We start from the raw sequence: 14657 nt of genomic DNA, 5'->3' as shown, positions 1-14657 counted from the left end.
ACGGATAGTATAAAGATGCTATGACTAAATCACTTTGTTTTTCGTCATTCATATGTGATGTTATCATCATTTAGTGAAAGCTTAACCGGCTCAATAGCGAAAGTTATCATATTCTCTTTGCTCTTTACTAAAATATAACGGATAGCGCCTACTATAGTTTCATCACTCTGCACTTGATTATGTTGCTCTAACATACGATCTAATACAGCAGTTAATTGAGATAGGTTGTTAATCGAAGTAGTCTTTTCGAAGTGATTAATAATTGCCATAGTATAACGTTCGAATAATTGTCGATTAATTTTATAGCTGCTTGCATCTTCCGGTGGCAGCAAGGTTAGCTGTAAACTTTTAATTTTTTCACTTCCCTGTTCAAGCACAGCGGAGGCGTAAATTTTGCTGTTAATTCGACTGGCTGCGCGAATATAAGGTAAGCTAATATCCTTGCTTTTAATCACTTTAAATTCATGTATCGGATAGCTGGGATTATCCTGGTTATATTTTTGACGAAATATGGGAATAGTTTCATTGAATAGGGGAGCATCTGGTGATAAATAAGCAACCGAAACCTCTGTTTCAGGCATAACAGGTAATTTTTTTGCCAGCACGGAGGATAGTGGCAATGATGCAATAAATACTAATGCTAGTGTTGACTCAAATTTGCGCTCGTAGGTTTTCATCATTGTTACTCTGCAGTATTAATTTAATCATAAAGGGATTACTTAGGATAAATAAATGACATTACAACAATGGGCATTTTCATTCAAAGGGCGGATTGGCCGAAAACCATTTTGGTTTGGTATCGTTATTTGGTTTTTATTAATGCTGATGACATTTAGTATGCAAACCTATTTTTTATTTTCTCCTTATATTTTACTGTTATTAGTCATATTGTTGCTCTATCCATTAGCGGCAATTTTTACCAAACGTCTACATGATCGTGGTAAATCTGGTAGTTGGTTGTTGTTATTATTGTTGGCTTTTTTGTTATTTTCTATTGATGTTAGTTTATTAACGCCTTTTTGGCAGTGGGGTATTGGACGATTTCTACCTTTACTTATTGTTACCATACTATTTTTAGATTGTGGTAGTTTTAAAGGCTTCGATAAAGCAAATCGTTATGGTAAAAAAACTGAGCAGGTTGACTATCTCAACTGATTAATATTTACTCACTCTCTGCTTACCAATATTGTTCACTGGTAATTTGTCCTGCTTTACGGCGTAAGTGTTTATCCATCCCTCTTTGTGTTTTTAGTAGTTGTTGGGTATCTTTAACCATTTGTGGATTACCACAAAGCATAACATGGCTAGTTAAGGGATCAATTTTTGCCTTTACTGCCTGTTCTAGCTGTCCACTTTCAATTAGCGCTGGAATACGACCGGTGAGTGAGCCGGTGTTGTTTTCGCGACTGACAATGGTTTGGATCTTCAATTTTCCTGGATATTTTTTCGCAATTGTTTGCATTAATGGTAAATAACTCAGATCTTCAGCGTAGCGTACTGCATGGACAAGGATAATTTGCTTAAAGCGCGCTAAATTCTCGCCAAATTGTAAAATAGATAAATAAGGTCCAATTGCGGTACCAGTCGATAGCATCCAAAGCGTTTCACAATCAGGCAGTTCTTCTAATACAAAAAAACCTGCCGCCTCTTCAGTGATATAGATAGGATCACCAGGTTTTAGTGCTGCGAGGTGTGGACTGAGTTTTCCTTCTGGTACGGTCACGAGATAGAATTCTAATTGATTATCAAAGGGGGTATTAACATAGGAATAGGCACGTTGGATACGTTGGCCATTGATTTCTAGGGCAAGTTTAGCAAATTGTCCAGCAATAAATGGTTTAATTGGTGCTTCGAGGATTAAACTAAATAATGAGTCTGTCCATTTATGATTTTTAATAATTTTTCCTGTTACCCAATTTGCCATACTACTGGCCTCCTAATGTGTCAAATAAAGCGTTAATGTTTGGTCATAGTATGTCAAATTTAGGCAAAACCATTATCGATAATGTGTTTTAACTATTTAGTTAAATTATGACTCTTTCATTATGATATAAAATTGTACAGTTATCTTTACGAAATAAGTTAATTGGATTTGGCAAGATGAGTAAAATAATTTAATCGCTTACTCGAATTTTTTTTTAAATTTGTTAGATTAATTGATATTAACGTATAAATTTGCTGGGACAGTTTTTCTGTATTCCTGTGATATTGTAACCTTTTTTAATCGATTGATTATTATATAAAATGAGAAAATTAGAACACTTCAATTTGCTATTGATGCTTATTGCTTTAATTGCCGTCGGACAGATGACGCAGACAATTTATGTCCCTGTTATTGCAGAAATTGCTACCTATTTTGCAGAACCTGATGGTGCGGTACAAAGTGTAATGGGCGCTTATCTGTTATTTTATGGTTTTTCACAACTATTTTATGGGCCTATATCCGATCACATTGGTCGTCGCCCTGTTATTTTAGTTGGCTTAATTATTTATTTGATCGCCACCATAATAGCGATTTTCGCGCCTTCATTGCAGATCTTAATTATCGCAAGTGCGCTGCAAGGCTTAGGTGTTGGCGTTGCTGGCGTAATGGCAAGAACCATGCCGCGTGATCTCTATACCGGAACAGCCTTGCGTTATGCGAATAGCCTATTGAATATGGGAATATTAGTGAGTCCTTTATTGGCACCGATGATTGGCGGGGTGATCGCCTATTTTTTAGGCTGGCATGCAACTTATATTTTCTTGTTTTTGTTAGGTGGTTTTGTCTTGATCAGTATGTGGAAATGGTTGCCTGAAACGTGCCCACCCGCTTCTGAAAAAAGAAATATGCTTTCTGCCTATTATTTGTTGTTATCAAATCCTATCTTTGATGCTTACTTGCTAATATTGATTGGTGGATTGGCTGGTGTTGTGGTATTTGAATCAAGTAGCGGCATATTATTGGGAGGCGTACTAGGTTTAAATAGTATTACCGTCAGTATTCTATTTATTTTGCCTATTCCTGCGGCATTTTTAGGTGCTTGGTATGCAGGACGTGAAGGAAGGACTTTTTATCAGTTAATGTGGCAAGCAGTATTATGCTGTGTTTCTGCGGCTATTATCATGTGGTTACCGGGTTGGTTTGGATTTATGAATGTGTGGTCATTACTGATCCCTGCCGGACTTTTTTTCTTTGGCGCAGGTATGTTATTTCCATTAGCAACCACTGGAGCAATGGAGCCTTTTCCTTATTTAGCAGGTGCAGCCGGTGCACTGGTTGGTGGTTTGCAAAATGTGGGTTCTGGCGTGGCGGCTTGGTTATCGGCACATTTACCCCAAACTGGACAATTCAGTTTGGGGATGTTGATGTTTGCTATGTCTATCCTTATTTTATTATGTTGGTTGCCTCTAGCATATAAAATGGATAAAAAATAAATACCCATTCAATAAATATATTTTGATAATAAAATTAATGGGATATGGCTTCTGTTACACAATGACAATATGATTTTGGTTGGTGAGGAACGTGCTCTCCAAGCAATGTAGCGCTAATTATTCGTTCTTTACTGTGGGAAAAGCGCTGATCTGCCAGTAATTCAGCTAATATGGATCGATCTTTTTCTACTGTATCAATTGATTTTGCTGCTTTGTTTTCTCGGTTATAAGAGGCTTTTTGTTTAATTGAGGGGGTGACTGTCATCTGTTCCTGGTAATGGGTAATATCTGCCAGCTCTATTGCACTATTTTCGCCGTTATAAAGAATATGTTCTTCAATATCTAAAATGGAATTATTGAGATTGAATAATTGGATTGGCGTAAAAGTACCGGCTGGTTTGGTTTCAGTGGGTGTGTGATCCGCTGTTACCTGTAATGGCTGAGGTAGCCAAGCGCTAGGGTATCTTTCTGTTGGATTAATCGGCATGGCAATCAGATTTTCTTTTGCTATTGGTTGATATTTTTTTTGTCCTGCTGGGCGCCAGGTTAATTCTATGGTGTCCCAATATTGATCACCAACAGTGTGACTATTAGTGCTCCAGAATAGCCAAATGCCAAATGGGATAATATTTGCCTGCTTGTAGGTAGATGGTTTGCTCATCACGGTAGTCGAGGGTATGCAACTGACGGTTGTCTTGGATATAAACTCGTCCGATATCATCCGCTTTAAATTTTAACTGATAATGATTGCTTTCCGTCGGTGCCAAAAAGCCAGAAAAAATCCACAAGCTGGGTTTCAATTGTTCGCCATTTAACACGTTAGACTTAAAGTCGGCATCAAATTGGCCAAATTTTCTTTTGCCCAACCAATAGTTGGGTGAGTTGGCTTGCCATTGTTTGGCATAAATAGGGGCATTATTTAACCACTTTTTTTTCTTTAATAGTTTATCAAATTGGGATTGTGTCAGACTTTTGTGACCTAAATCTAACTGACTGAGATCATAAATACTTAAATTTAAACCACCCGATTGCGATCGATCGAGAACCTGATAGTGGCGTTTAAAAATTTGAGTCAATCCTGTTGGGTAAGTGATGGTTGCAGTAATAATTGTTGCACCATGGCCGATTAATTGGCCGTTATGGTTAATAACGTCAGGATCAGAGGAATGCCAGTTAATAGTCCCTTGTTGAAAAGATCCAGGCAAGACTAATGATTCGGTTGCAATGGTTTTTGTATGCTGGTGATGGGTATTAAAAAGGTGTGAATAGGCAACCTCTGCCTGGGGAAGGGTGAGGGAAAAAATTTGCTTTTTGCCTACTTCTCCTTCTAACCATTCGGCTTTTAATGCGCTAGTCGGATGATATTTTGTCAGTATAGCTTTGCCATTGTCATCAATGAATGAATCCCCTTCTGTGATTGACCAGTTAATTACTCTACCTTGCCAGTATTTGGGTAAATGTATTGGGTGTGAAATGCTAAATTCACTACGATGGTCAAATAGTGTGTTGGCAAGCGCATCAGGGTTAGTATAACGATAAACACAACGATTACTTAATTGTCCTGAGGGTGCTTCAAGGATCTCGAAACGTACCAATTCACCTTTGTTGGCAATATGCAAGCTTAGCGATTGTACCGAGGTTGTTGGTATTTGCAGTAATTCGGTCAATAATCCTTGCTCTGTGGCGTAAGTTACTTTCAATGCATAGGGGTAATCTTTTTGTAATGAGTTACCGTCTTTAAAGTCAACCTTAAAATCCATGAATTTAACGTCTAAGAATTTCAAAAATTTTTTAACAAAAAATTAACCTATTTATTCTGTAATTTTAGGTTAACTCCGCTTCCTCGTCCGTTCGCTTGCTCTCAGACTCCGGTGAGCGGATAGAGTTAGCTTAGAGGATGGTTTGTCGATTAAAGCCAAAACTGAGTTTGCGTTATCATCTGTAAATCGATTTTAAGACACCTAGGAAGCCCGTAGCGCTATTTTCTCTATGTAAGACATGAAAACGTACCAACTAAAATTTAAAATGCCTTAAAATCGATTTTATGAAGCGAAAATTTGGCGGGCGTAGTTTTGGTCATAAGCTAGACCCGTCTTTAATACTCCATAGCACAAGTGAACTAATTTCCTCATTGCCGCACCTAGAGCGGACATTTTTGACTTACCTCTTGCTAATAGACGATCATACAATGACTTGATATGTGGGTTATGGCGTATTGCTGTTATGGCTGAGAAGTATAATTTTGCGCGAATTTGGGACGATCCTGTTTTGGATAAGTGAGCCCGACCGTTAACAGATGTGCCAGAACGCCGTTCTACAGGGACTAATCCCAGATAGGAGGCAACCTGTTCTGCACTAGTAAAGTCATGGCTCCTTAACACCATAAGCATGTTGGCACCTACCTGATTACCAATTGACTTGATTGATGTCAGCAATTCCATGTCTTGCTTTAATTTTGGATGATTATCAATATGATTAGAAATTTCAGATTCAATAGCCAGCAACTCTTTTTCTAATATTTTTATGCACTTAACAAGTGACTGTCTAACAATCTTTGGTGTAGACGTTGTTAACGTCTTTTCCTGACGGTTTTGTTCACGCAATAAATCAGCTAAAAGTGCCTCTCGACGGTTGATCAATGATTTCAATGCTCGAATTTCTGGCAATGGAGCTATCCATGCTGAAGGCTTTTAACTCCCATAACACGCTAAAACGAAGGCATCGACTCTATCTGTTTTAGTTAAAATACCCATGCCTTTTGCAAATTCTCTTATACGATAAGGGTTTACGATGGAAATATGAATACCCATATCATAAAGTTCAATGCAGAGTTGTTCGTGATAAGTCCCTGTGGACTCAAGAGTAATCCTTACATCTTCGAGTAAACATTTTTGTTTTTTCAGCCACTCAATCAATGTCCTAGCTGAATGCTGATCATTTTTTATGACTTTAGTTTTTTGTTTTCCCTCAATAACTTTAGCTAACAGGCAGATATCTAACTTTTTTTTACTGACATCTATTCCGACTTGATACATGAGAATACTCCTTTCACATAATAAACCATCATGCCTATTCTGCTTGTACATACAGAGTCAATGCTCTTGGTAACCGTTCAATTTAAATGCTGGCATGAAAGGGGAAACAGAGGGCTTTAACTCAGAAACAAGGTTGTCCCATTAGCGATTTTACAAGCTCACTCTGTTTCATGCGATAGTAGCTAACTATCACAAAAAACAAGATACAAGCGATTTTCTCCAGTGACAAGATTGTGGTAGGGCTGAGGCAGGTTGCCCAGGGTTGTAAAAACCATTAACTGATTTTGTGGGTGCGGTGCGGTATTTGGTTTCAGTGTTTGACCATCCTGCTGTACCAGATGACCGGTGATCCAATAGACCGGTTGATTATGCTGATAAGCAACGGCTTCTTCCTTTACCTTATAGCGTTTATGATTATCCTGTGTCACAGTGACCCATTGCTGAAGATTGTCGTCCCATAGCTGGTAGTAACCATCCCCAGCAAATCCACCATCTTCACTATCTTCACCACTGATCTGATTGGGATACCATTGATATTGCTGTTTGACAAATTGAAAATTTTTTAAAATATTATAATCAGAAAAGACGGCAAACACCTGCTCTGCTGGTCGTAGACCGTTACCTCCATGCATGGGATCGGTATTAGGATAGTGATTATTGTTTTTATCGATAGAAAAGTTTGGCAAATATTGTTGCGTGACTTGATTGTAACCCCAACTTGCTTGGTAACCTGTTTTGTAGGGGTAGTTAGGATCGTTTATGCTATGAGAGCGGCCAATAGCATGGCCGATTTCATGAATGAAAACACCAGCGCTCGCACTACCACCACCTTGTTGACCACCGCCTAACCCACCATAGGGATCGGGGAAGAAAGCAACATAGCTTATTTCATTATCCCCAACATTAGCTCGTCGTAAACGGTTAGCCAAATTATAACTGGCTGCAATCGAGCCTTTAAATCCACCATTACCAGCATGGGGATCACTGCCTGGTTCGTTTTTATTGCCGGTATAAACGGCATAAAATTCATCCCTAAAAGAGGCAAATTGGTCAAAAGGGACACTAGGATAGGAATAAAGGGTTAATTGCTTGATGGGTAGTTGGGCGACGATATCATTTCCCCATTGATCAATCTGGTCATTAATAGCCCAGTCATTGTCAGTATGGTGGGCTATGCGCATGATACGCAGCGGTAAATTTACATCTGCCCCAACTTTAGGTTGAAATGCAAACGTTTCTTGTTGGTAATGAGGTAAAGCAAGGGGTTGGCCATTAGCTGTCAGAGTAATCGAAATTCCTGGTTTTATCCATTCTTCTTTTAGTGGTGCAACATAGCTGTCTTGATCATTATGACCCTTTAAGGCAACAAGATTATCCTGACTGGGTAAATCAAGTGAGCTGGGTAGCTTTTTATTACCGGTTAATCGAACACGGCCTAACTCGTGACCATCGGCACCATGAACGATAACAGTAAAATTTGGTGCCGGTGCGCCAGACGCACTACTAGCATTAAGTTTAATTAATGCCCAGCGATTTTGGACCAGTTGTAAATAAGGATCTTGAGGACGAAGAACATGGGTTTGAGCAATAAAAACATCATGTAGTTTAAAATCAGCAGGGATAGGCTGGTGATTAGCGATAGGTTCCTGATAATCAGGTGTTTTGAGTGTGAAGGTTTTTACGGTTGGAAAAAAAGGAATGGGGGCCTGATCGTGTTGCAGAATGACAGCAATAGGATGGCTAGTAATACCTTCTTTACCCACGGCCTGAAGGTGAAATTGATCATATCCCGGAAAACTCTCATCGCCAGTTGGCTGATATTCCCATTGTCCTGTTGTGCTCTCTATTTGTGCTGTGCCGAAATGAGGCGCTGCCAGTAATTGCCATGACCACTCTTCATTTACCATTGATGGTGGCAGTTGACCACGGATAATGCCAAGTTTAGCCTGGGTAGAATGGCGATTAGGTGTGACAATATCTGCCATTTTTATTAATTGATCATAGCTACGATGAGTTTGTAACACAAAATCGGTTATCTGGCGGCCTTGACGATCACTTATTGCCAGATATTGACCGTTACTGTCCCATTGGATCTGGATGTCATCACTCGCCATAAGTTTGTTGAGTTTGTTTTTTAATATTTCTGCCAACTGTTGATTATCAAATTCAGCCGGGAGTTCTAAGTTAATATCGGTATAGAAGAGAGAGTCGTTTTCCTCTGTTCCATTTATAGTAAAAGAAAAATGGGTTATTCGATGGCGTTGTGCGGCATCATAAAAAAGGCGATAATCTGCGTGGCCAAAAGGTAGTAGCTTTTCCGATAATATAATTGGCGTGATAGCGGCGGTTTTACCTAATACTAACGTTTCAATGGTTCGTTGCTGCGGATCGCTAATGATCAACTGGCGATGTTGGTAAGTCACTTGCACACCCATGTCTTCAGGTAAATGACGATTGATATGCTCCTCCATAGCAGCAGCAAGTGTGGTACCTGAAGTAATATTTTCTAATGGCATATAGGCAAGATCTAATACCAGTTTACCTGAATTATCTCGCATACGGATAGAAAATACCTTAGCTTGTCTGGCCACTTGATCGGTAAAATTAAGCATTTGATAAGCAAAAATCATTTTTTGTTGGTCAAAATGCCATTTCTGGTTAGTAAAATTAGTTGATGTGATTAAAGGCTTTTTTACTGGTAAGGACGAAAATTCCTCTGTTTTACGACTCTTAATTTCAGCTTGCTGCTCGCCCAGTTCGGTTGGAGTAAATTCTTTATGCCATAAGGGTGCTTCTGTTTCATTATAAACGGTTATTTCAATCGGAATAGATTGATTAATTTCGTTTGTAACTGGCAGATCTAATTGCCAGTTGCCTTGTTTATCATATTTGGCATGATAATATTGATTGCCATATTTTATCTGGATAAAAACTAAATTAGTTTGGGTGTTTATAGGTAGTGATCCAGTGGTGAATATTTCACTTTCTAAAGTACTGGAAGTCATATTTTTACTTTGATTGGGATTGTTATTAAATTTTTCAAATGAAGTTTGGCAAAGTGAAATATTACCCGACAAATTTATATATTGATTTTTTTTTGTAATAATAAGTTTTTTATATTTACATGTAATTGATTATGGTTTTTTGAAGTGATAAAAGGATTGTTATTCATAATTTATTTTATTGTGTTATTTAATTAATAATCAATCTAATACATCGAAAAATTAATATTCGATGAGATATTTGCAGGTTAAATTATAATTGAAAGGCAAATAAATTTATTTTTTCATGATAAACACCCTATATAAATAAAATAATGACAACTTGTTATTTTTTATATTATAGGCATAAAAATGACAATTAAAATAAATTGTTTTTTTTAATCTTAGTCAGGAATTATAGAGTTTATTTTTTATTAATTACTTGCATAAATTAATAATATTTTTATATAAAATAGCAGTAATCATTTACTGCTATTTTATTATTTATCGTTCTTAAATGGGATTATGTGTGTTCTTCCCAGTCCTTAGCACGAGAAACGGCTTTTTTCCAACCGTTATATTTATAGTTACGTTCAGTGGTTTCAATGCCAGGGGTGAACGTTTTTTCAATCCGCATCTTTTCTTTAACTTCATCCAAATCTTGCCAAAAACCGACGGCCAGTCCAGCAAGTAAAGCGGCACCTAATGCAGTACTTTCACGAATAATCGGACGCTCAACGTAAGCACCTAGGATGTCAGACTGGAACTGCATCAAGAAATTATTGGCGACAGCACCACCATCAACGCGTAATGAACTCAAGCGCGTGTCAGCATCTTTCTGCATTGCTTCAAGGACATCACGAGTTTGGTAGGCAATAGATTCTAATGTTGGCACGAATAATATGGTTACGATTGGCACCGCGAGTTAAGCCAAAAATCGCACCACGGGCGTAAGGATCCCAATAAGGTGCACCTAAACCAGTTAGCGCAGGAACAACATAGACACCGTTATTATTTTTGACTTTATTAGCAAAATATTCAGAGTCGTTAGCGTTATCAATCAATTTCAATTCATCACGCAACCACTGTATTGAGGCACCAGCCATGAATACCGCACCTTCTAGTGCATAGTTGACTTCACCATGTGGCCCACAAGCAATGGTAGTCAGTAAGCCATGATCGGAAATTTTGGCTTTTTTGCCGGTATTCATTAATAGGAAGCAGCCCGTACCATAAGTGTTTTTCGCCATGCCCGGTTGGACACAAAGTTGGCCATAGAGTGCAGCTTGTTGATCACCAGCCATTCCAGCTATTGGTATACGAGTTCCTCCTTTACCACCAATATTGGTTTGCCCATAAACTTCTGATGATGGACGTACTGTTGGTAGTATCGCGCGTGGAATATTAAAAGCATCGAGGATTTTTTGATCCCATTCCAGCTCATGAATGTTAAATAACATAGTGCGAGATGCATTAGTATAATCAGTAATATGGACACGCCCCTGCGTCATTTTCCATACTAACCAAGTATCGATAGTGCCAAAGAGTAACTCACCATTTTTTGCTCGTTCATAGGCTCCGTCAACATTCTCCAAGATCCATTTAAGTTTGGTACCGGAGAAATAGGGATCAACGACCAGATCCGTATTTTTACGAATATATTTCTCCAGTTCTGGGTTATCCCGCTTTAGTTCGGTACAGAAATCAGCTGTACGACGGCATTGCCAAACAATGGCATTATAAATGGGTTTGCCGGTTTCTTTCTCCCAAACAATGGTGGTTTCTCGTTGATTAGTTATGCCAATACCGGCAATTTCATCACTGCGGATATCAGAAATTGCTAATGCTTCAGCTAAAGTAGCACTTTGCGTTGCCCATATTTTTATTGGATCATGTTCTACCCAACCTGGTTTTGGATAAATTTGAGGAAATTCACGCTGAGAAATATTAATAATATTAGCATCATGATCAAAGATAATGGTGCGTGAACTCGTAGTACCTTGATCAAGTGCAATAACATATTTTTTTTGTTGGTGTTTCAGTTGTCATAATAATTGTCCAATTTACTTCATAATATATTTTTGATTATTTTTGCGTTTATTTTTTGTTTTGATTTGTCATAGCAGGTAAATGGTAGCCAATCAGTTTGCGATAAGCAAAAGCGCCGATAATAGCGCCAACAAAAGGTGCTGTTAAAGGAATCACAAAATAAGGGAAGCTGCGTCCACCGGTTAAGGCAATATCACCCCAACCAGCGAGATAAGCCACTAATTTGGGACCAAAATCACGAGCAGGATTTAATGCAAAGCCGGTTAGTGGACCAAATGAACCACCAATAACCGCAATCAGGATACCAATAAGTAGCGGTGCTAATGGGCCACGAGGTATGCCATTGTTATCATCAGTTAAACTTAATATCATACAAACCAAAATAATAGCAATAACAACTTCAACTACAAATGCTTGTAGGACGCTAATTTGAGCTGCTGGGTAAGTAGAAAAAATGCCCGCGGTGAATAAGCTTTCTTGTGAACCCCGTACTATTTGGTGTACTTTTTCATAATCTAGAAATAGTTCGAAGTACAACCCATAAACGAGAGCGGCCGCGATAAAGCCTCCCAACATTTGTGCAATAATATAAGGTAGTACTTTTTTTCTATCAAAATGGGCAAATAACCAAAAAGTAATGGTAATAGCCGGATTTAAGTGCGCTCCTGAAATACCTGCTGTAAGGTAAACGGCCAGAGCCACGCCAAACCCCCAAATAATACTAATTTCCCATAAACCTAGTTGTGCGCCTGCAATACGCGTAGCAGCAACACAACCCAAACCAAAGAATACAAGTAATGCGGTACCTAAAAATTCAGAGATACATTGACCTGTAAGCGTAGGTGAAGTAATTTTACTCATATGTTTATCCTGCAAAAAGTATGAATACTAAGCAATAAAATTTGTTTTCTTTTATTATTTCCTGAGAAAGCTCTGAATGAATTTATCGTTAAATGAACGTAAACGGAAATAAAGAGATCAAATATTGTTGGATCACGTCAAAAAAATGAGCGAAATCGCTCTGATAAAGTGATCGAACTGACATTCTACTTGATGTATTTTTTTGCAATTGGTTGGATAAATAGAAATAATTAAGGTTAGATCGGCATTTATCGAGAGCTTTCAACTAGACAGGCGTAAGAAGGCTACTTACAATCGTAGCATTGCTAAAAAAGGGGACGAAAGAATGTCATTTGAAGTTTTTGAAAAATTAGAAGCTAAAGTTCAACAAGCGCTAGAAACCATTGAGCTTTTACAGATGGAAGTTAATGAACTTAAAGAGAAAAATAATAATTTGTATCAAGAAGTCGCGAGTGCTAAAGAACAACATGGAACATTAGCTCATGAAAATGAGAATTTAAAACAAGAACAGCATGCCTGGCAAGAGCGTTTACGCGGTCTATTAGGTCGAATGGAAGATGTTCAGTAGTCGTCCAACATTTTATTGCATTAGAAAAAAATAGCAATAAGGGCAAAATTTGTTGCCCTTATTGTTACTTAATCGATAGATATTGAATAATACAACGATGTTTACTCTCAACTAAAAAAGGTATTAGTCTTCAATATCTTGATCGTTATTTGGCTCATCGTCTAGAAGTAATGGATGCTCGGAGAGGATAATACCGGTATTATCTGCATACAAATAATCTTCTGTAAAGAATGTAACGCCACCAAAATTGACGCGAACATCACTTTCTCCGGTGCCGTCACTGGTACAACCTACAGGGATGGCAGCAATGGCTTGAATACCAATATCTAATTCTGCTAATTCATCAACCTGACGTACTGCGCCGTAAATGACTATACCTTCCCATTGTTTTTTCATAGCAAATTTTGCAAATTCAGCATCAATTAACGCCTTACGTACAGAGCCTCCCCCATCAACTAACAGGATTCGACCCTCCCCCGGTTCTTCGAGTAAATCGTAGATGAGGCCATTGTCTTCAAAACATTTGACTGTCACGATTTGACCACTAAATGAAGTACGCCCGCCAAAGTTAGAGAATAAAGGTTCTACCACATTGACTTCTTCTTGGTAGATATCACACAGCTCGGAAGTATCATATTTCATAGGATTTCGGTCTATTTAAGTACACTGGAAGTTCAGTATATCTCTATCTAGTTGTTTTTTGCAAAAACATAGCTCATAAAAACACTGAGAAAAATCAAAATGACAATAATTAATTTAAAATAAGTCCAATAGAAAATAGAATATTAGTTAGTAACGCCGCTTTTACCATATTTTCTAATAAAGGTTTCATACCCTCAGCGGTGGTATCATGAATAATTTTCTTTATATGATTTAATAACATCGGTATAGCGAGCAAGAATAACCAACCCGTCCAGTGATGAAGATATAGCAAGCTAAAGAGTATTAGACAGAAAATTGCAATTAAGATAAGTGCCGCATGATACTGTCGGGCACCTTTGGCGCCTAATCTAACAGCTAAAGTATTTTTACCAGCTTTAATATCATTGTCTATATCTCGCATATTGTTAACATTGAGTACTGCTACTGACAGTAATCCACAAGCGGTTGCTGGTAATAATGTCATCAAATTAAAATAGTTAGTATGTAGATAATAAGTTCCAATCACACTCAACCAACCAAAAAAGATCAGTACTGAAATGTCGCCCAGTCCCAGATATCCATAGGGTTTTTTACCCACTGTATAGGTGATGGCGGCTGTTATAGCGATAACGCCAAGTATCAGAAAGCCAATAATATCCTTTGGCGTTCTACCAGCGACTATGATCAGGGTTAAGCCAAAGAGACAACAAATAAAGATAGTGATTTTTAGGGCAACTTTCATTTCTGCTAGGCTAATAATGCCTTTTTGTATACCTCGTAATGGCCCTAATCTTTGCTCGGTATCACTGCCTTTAACAGCATCACCATAATCATTCGCCAAATTGGATAGAATTTGTAGTGCAGCAGCAGTGAGTAAAGCTAATAATGCAATTGAGAGTGTAAAAGCACCAGACCAATAAGCTAATGCAGAACCCGTTATAATCGGTGCAATACCCAAGGGAAGCGTTTTCGGACGTAAGCTTTCCAGCCACGCCTGCATTTGTATAGGGTTTCTTGATGTGATTAAATTCATGTAATTAATCCACAAGTTTGATGTTATAAAAATAATGGGAGGCTTAGCCCCCCATCCAAGATTATCATCAG

At 38.1% G+C, this 14657-nt stretch carries 11 protein-coding genes and 2 pseudogenes; 3 read left to right on the top strand and 10 right to left on the bottom strand.

The features are described from left to right. Positions 1-44: 44 nt before the first annotated feature. Positions 45-677 carry a DUF1454 family protein gene (locus ArsFIN_RS00390; RefSeq protein WP_026823110.1) on the bottom strand — a complete coding sequence of 211 codons (633 nt, stop codon included), beginning with the start codon at positions 675-677 and terminating at the stop codon, positions 45-47. A gap of 55 nt (positions 678-732) precedes the next feature. Between ArsFIN_RS00390 and ArsFIN_RS00385 the strand changes: the two genes are divergently transcribed. Beyond that, positions 733-1155, top strand: coding sequence for a DUF805 domain-containing protein (locus ArsFIN_RS00385; RefSeq protein ID WP_026823109.1), 423 nt, complete (start codon positions 733-735; stop codon positions 1153-1155). Positions 1156-1177: 22 nt separating this feature from the next. Here ArsFIN_RS00385 and fpr read toward each other — a convergent pair whose 3' ends face one another. After that, a complete protein-coding gene (gene fpr / locus ArsFIN_RS00380) occupies positions 1178-1924 on the bottom strand; it encodes a ferredoxin--NADP(+) reductase (RefSeq protein WP_026823108.1) in 747 nt (248 codons plus the stop codon). A gap of 320 nt (positions 1925-2244) precedes the next feature. Here fpr and emrD point away from each other — a divergent pair, with 320 nt between their 5' ends. After that, positions 2245-3417, top strand: coding sequence for a multidrug efflux MFS transporter EmrD (gene emrD / locus ArsFIN_RS00375; protein WP_026823107.1), 1173 nt, complete (start codon positions 2245-2247; stop codon positions 3415-3417). Between the two features lie 34 nt (positions 3418-3451). Here the strand turns inward: emrD and ArsFIN_RS00370 are convergent, their stop codons facing one another. The 6 genes and pseudogenes from ArsFIN_RS00370 to ArsFIN_RS00345 all read right to left on the bottom strand — a co-directional run bounded on the left by ArsFIN_RS00370 (position 3452) and on the right by ArsFIN_RS00345 (position 12343). Further along, positions 3452-4078, bottom strand: coding sequence for a hypothetical protein (locus ArsFIN_RS00370; protein WP_026823106.1), 627 nt, complete (start codon positions 4076-4078; stop codon positions 3452-3454). Continuing rightward, a complete protein-coding gene (locus ArsFIN_RS00365; protein ID WP_026823105.1) occupies positions 4008-5177 on the bottom strand; it encodes a PA14 domain-containing protein in 1170 nt (389 codons plus the stop codon). Before ArsFIN_RS00365 ends, ArsFIN_RS00370 begins: the two co-directional genes overlap by 71 nt. 282 nt (positions 5178-5459) lie before the next feature. Beyond that, positions 5460-6452 (bottom strand): annotated as a pseudogene (locus ArsFIN_RS00360) (IS110 family RNA-guided transposase). Between the two features lie 182 nt (positions 6453-6634). After that, positions 6635-9457: a M66 family metalloprotease gene (locus ArsFIN_RS00355; protein ID WP_026823336.1), complete on the bottom strand. Its 2823-nt coding sequence runs from the start codon at positions 9455-9457 to the stop codon at positions 6635-6637. Positions 9458-9956: 499 nt separating this feature from the next. After that, positions 9957-11475, bottom strand: a pseudogene (gene glpK / locus ArsFIN_RS00350) (glycerol kinase GlpK). A 55-nt stretch (positions 11476-11530) separates the two neighbouring features. Beyond that, a complete protein-coding gene (locus tag ArsFIN_RS00345; RefSeq protein WP_026823335.1) occupies positions 11531-12343 on the bottom strand; it encodes an MIP/aquaporin family protein in 813 nt (270 codons plus the stop codon). Positions 12344-12668: 325 nt separating this feature from the next. Between ArsFIN_RS00345 and zapB the strand changes: the two genes are divergently transcribed. After that, positions 12669-12911, top strand: a complete 243-nt coding sequence (zapB, locus tag ArsFIN_RS00340) for a cell division protein ZapB (RefSeq protein WP_026823334.1) — start codon at positions 12669-12671, stop codon at positions 12909-12911. A 123-nt stretch (positions 12912-13034) separates the two neighbouring features. On the opposite strand, the gene rraA is transcribed toward zapB, so the two are convergent. Beyond that, positions 13035-13553: a ribonuclease E activity regulator RraA gene (rraA, locus tag ArsFIN_RS00335; RefSeq protein ID WP_026823333.1), complete on the bottom strand. Its 519-nt coding sequence runs from the start codon at positions 13551-13553 to the stop codon at positions 13035-13037. 109 nt (positions 13554-13662) lie between these two features. Then, positions 13663-14586: a 1,4-dihydroxy-2-naphthoate polyprenyltransferase gene (locus ArsFIN_RS00330; RefSeq protein ID WP_034249875.1), complete on the bottom strand. Its 924-nt coding sequence runs from the start codon at positions 14584-14586 to the stop codon at positions 13663-13665. Between the last annotated feature and the right edge of the window lie 71 nt (positions 14587-14657).

The sequence above is a fragment of the Arsenophonus nasoniae genome, from assembly GCF_004768525.1.
Lineage (GTDB): Bacteria > Pseudomonadota > Gammaproteobacteria > Enterobacterales > Enterobacteriaceae > Arsenophonus > Arsenophonus nasoniae.
The sequence above is the reverse complement of the archived record's forward strand: the minus strand, read 5'-3'. Positions and strand labels throughout refer to the sequence as shown.

Bases quoted from the DNA above. Each gene is read 5' to 3' on its own strand.
- ArsFIN_RS00390 (WP_026823110.1), bottom strand. From the start codon at position 677: ATGAAAACCTACGAGCGCAAATTTGAGTCAACACTAGCATTAGTATTT.
- ArsFIN_RS00385 (WP_026823109.1), top strand. From the start codon at position 733: ATGACATTACAACAATGGGCATTTTCATTCAAAGGGCGGATTGGCCGA.
- fpr (WP_026823108.1), bottom strand. From the start codon at position 1,924: ATGGCAAATTGGGTAACAGGAAAAATTATTAAAAATCATAAATGGACA.
- emrD (WP_026823107.1), top strand. From the start codon at position 2,245: ATGAGAAAATTAGAACACTTCAATTTGCTATTGATGCTTATTGCTTTA.
- ArsFIN_RS00370 (WP_026823106.1), bottom strand. From the start codon at position 4,078: ATGAGCAAACCATCTACCTACAAGCAGGCAAATATTATCCCATTTGGC.
- ArsFIN_RS00365 (WP_026823105.1), bottom strand. From the start codon at position 5,177: ATGGATTTTAAGGTTGACTTTAAAGACGGTAACTCATTACAAAAAGAT.
- ArsFIN_RS00355 (WP_026823336.1), bottom strand. From the start codon at position 9,457: ATGACTTCCAGTACTTTAGAAAGTGAAATATTCACCACTGGATCACTA.
- ArsFIN_RS00345 (WP_026823335.1), bottom strand. From the start codon at position 12,343: ATGAGTAAAATTACTTCACCTACGCTTACAGGTCAATGTATCTCTGAA.
- zapB (WP_026823334.1), top strand. From the start codon at position 12,669: ATGTCATTTGAAGTTTTTGAAAAATTAGAAGCTAAAGTTCAACAAGCG.
- rraA (WP_026823333.1), bottom strand. From the start codon at position 13,553: ATGAAATATGATACTTCCGAGCTGTGTGATATCTACCAAGAAGAAGTC.
- ArsFIN_RS00330 (WP_034249875.1), bottom strand. From the start codon at position 14,586: ATGAATTTAATCACATCAAGAAACCCTATACAAATGCAGGCGTGGCTG.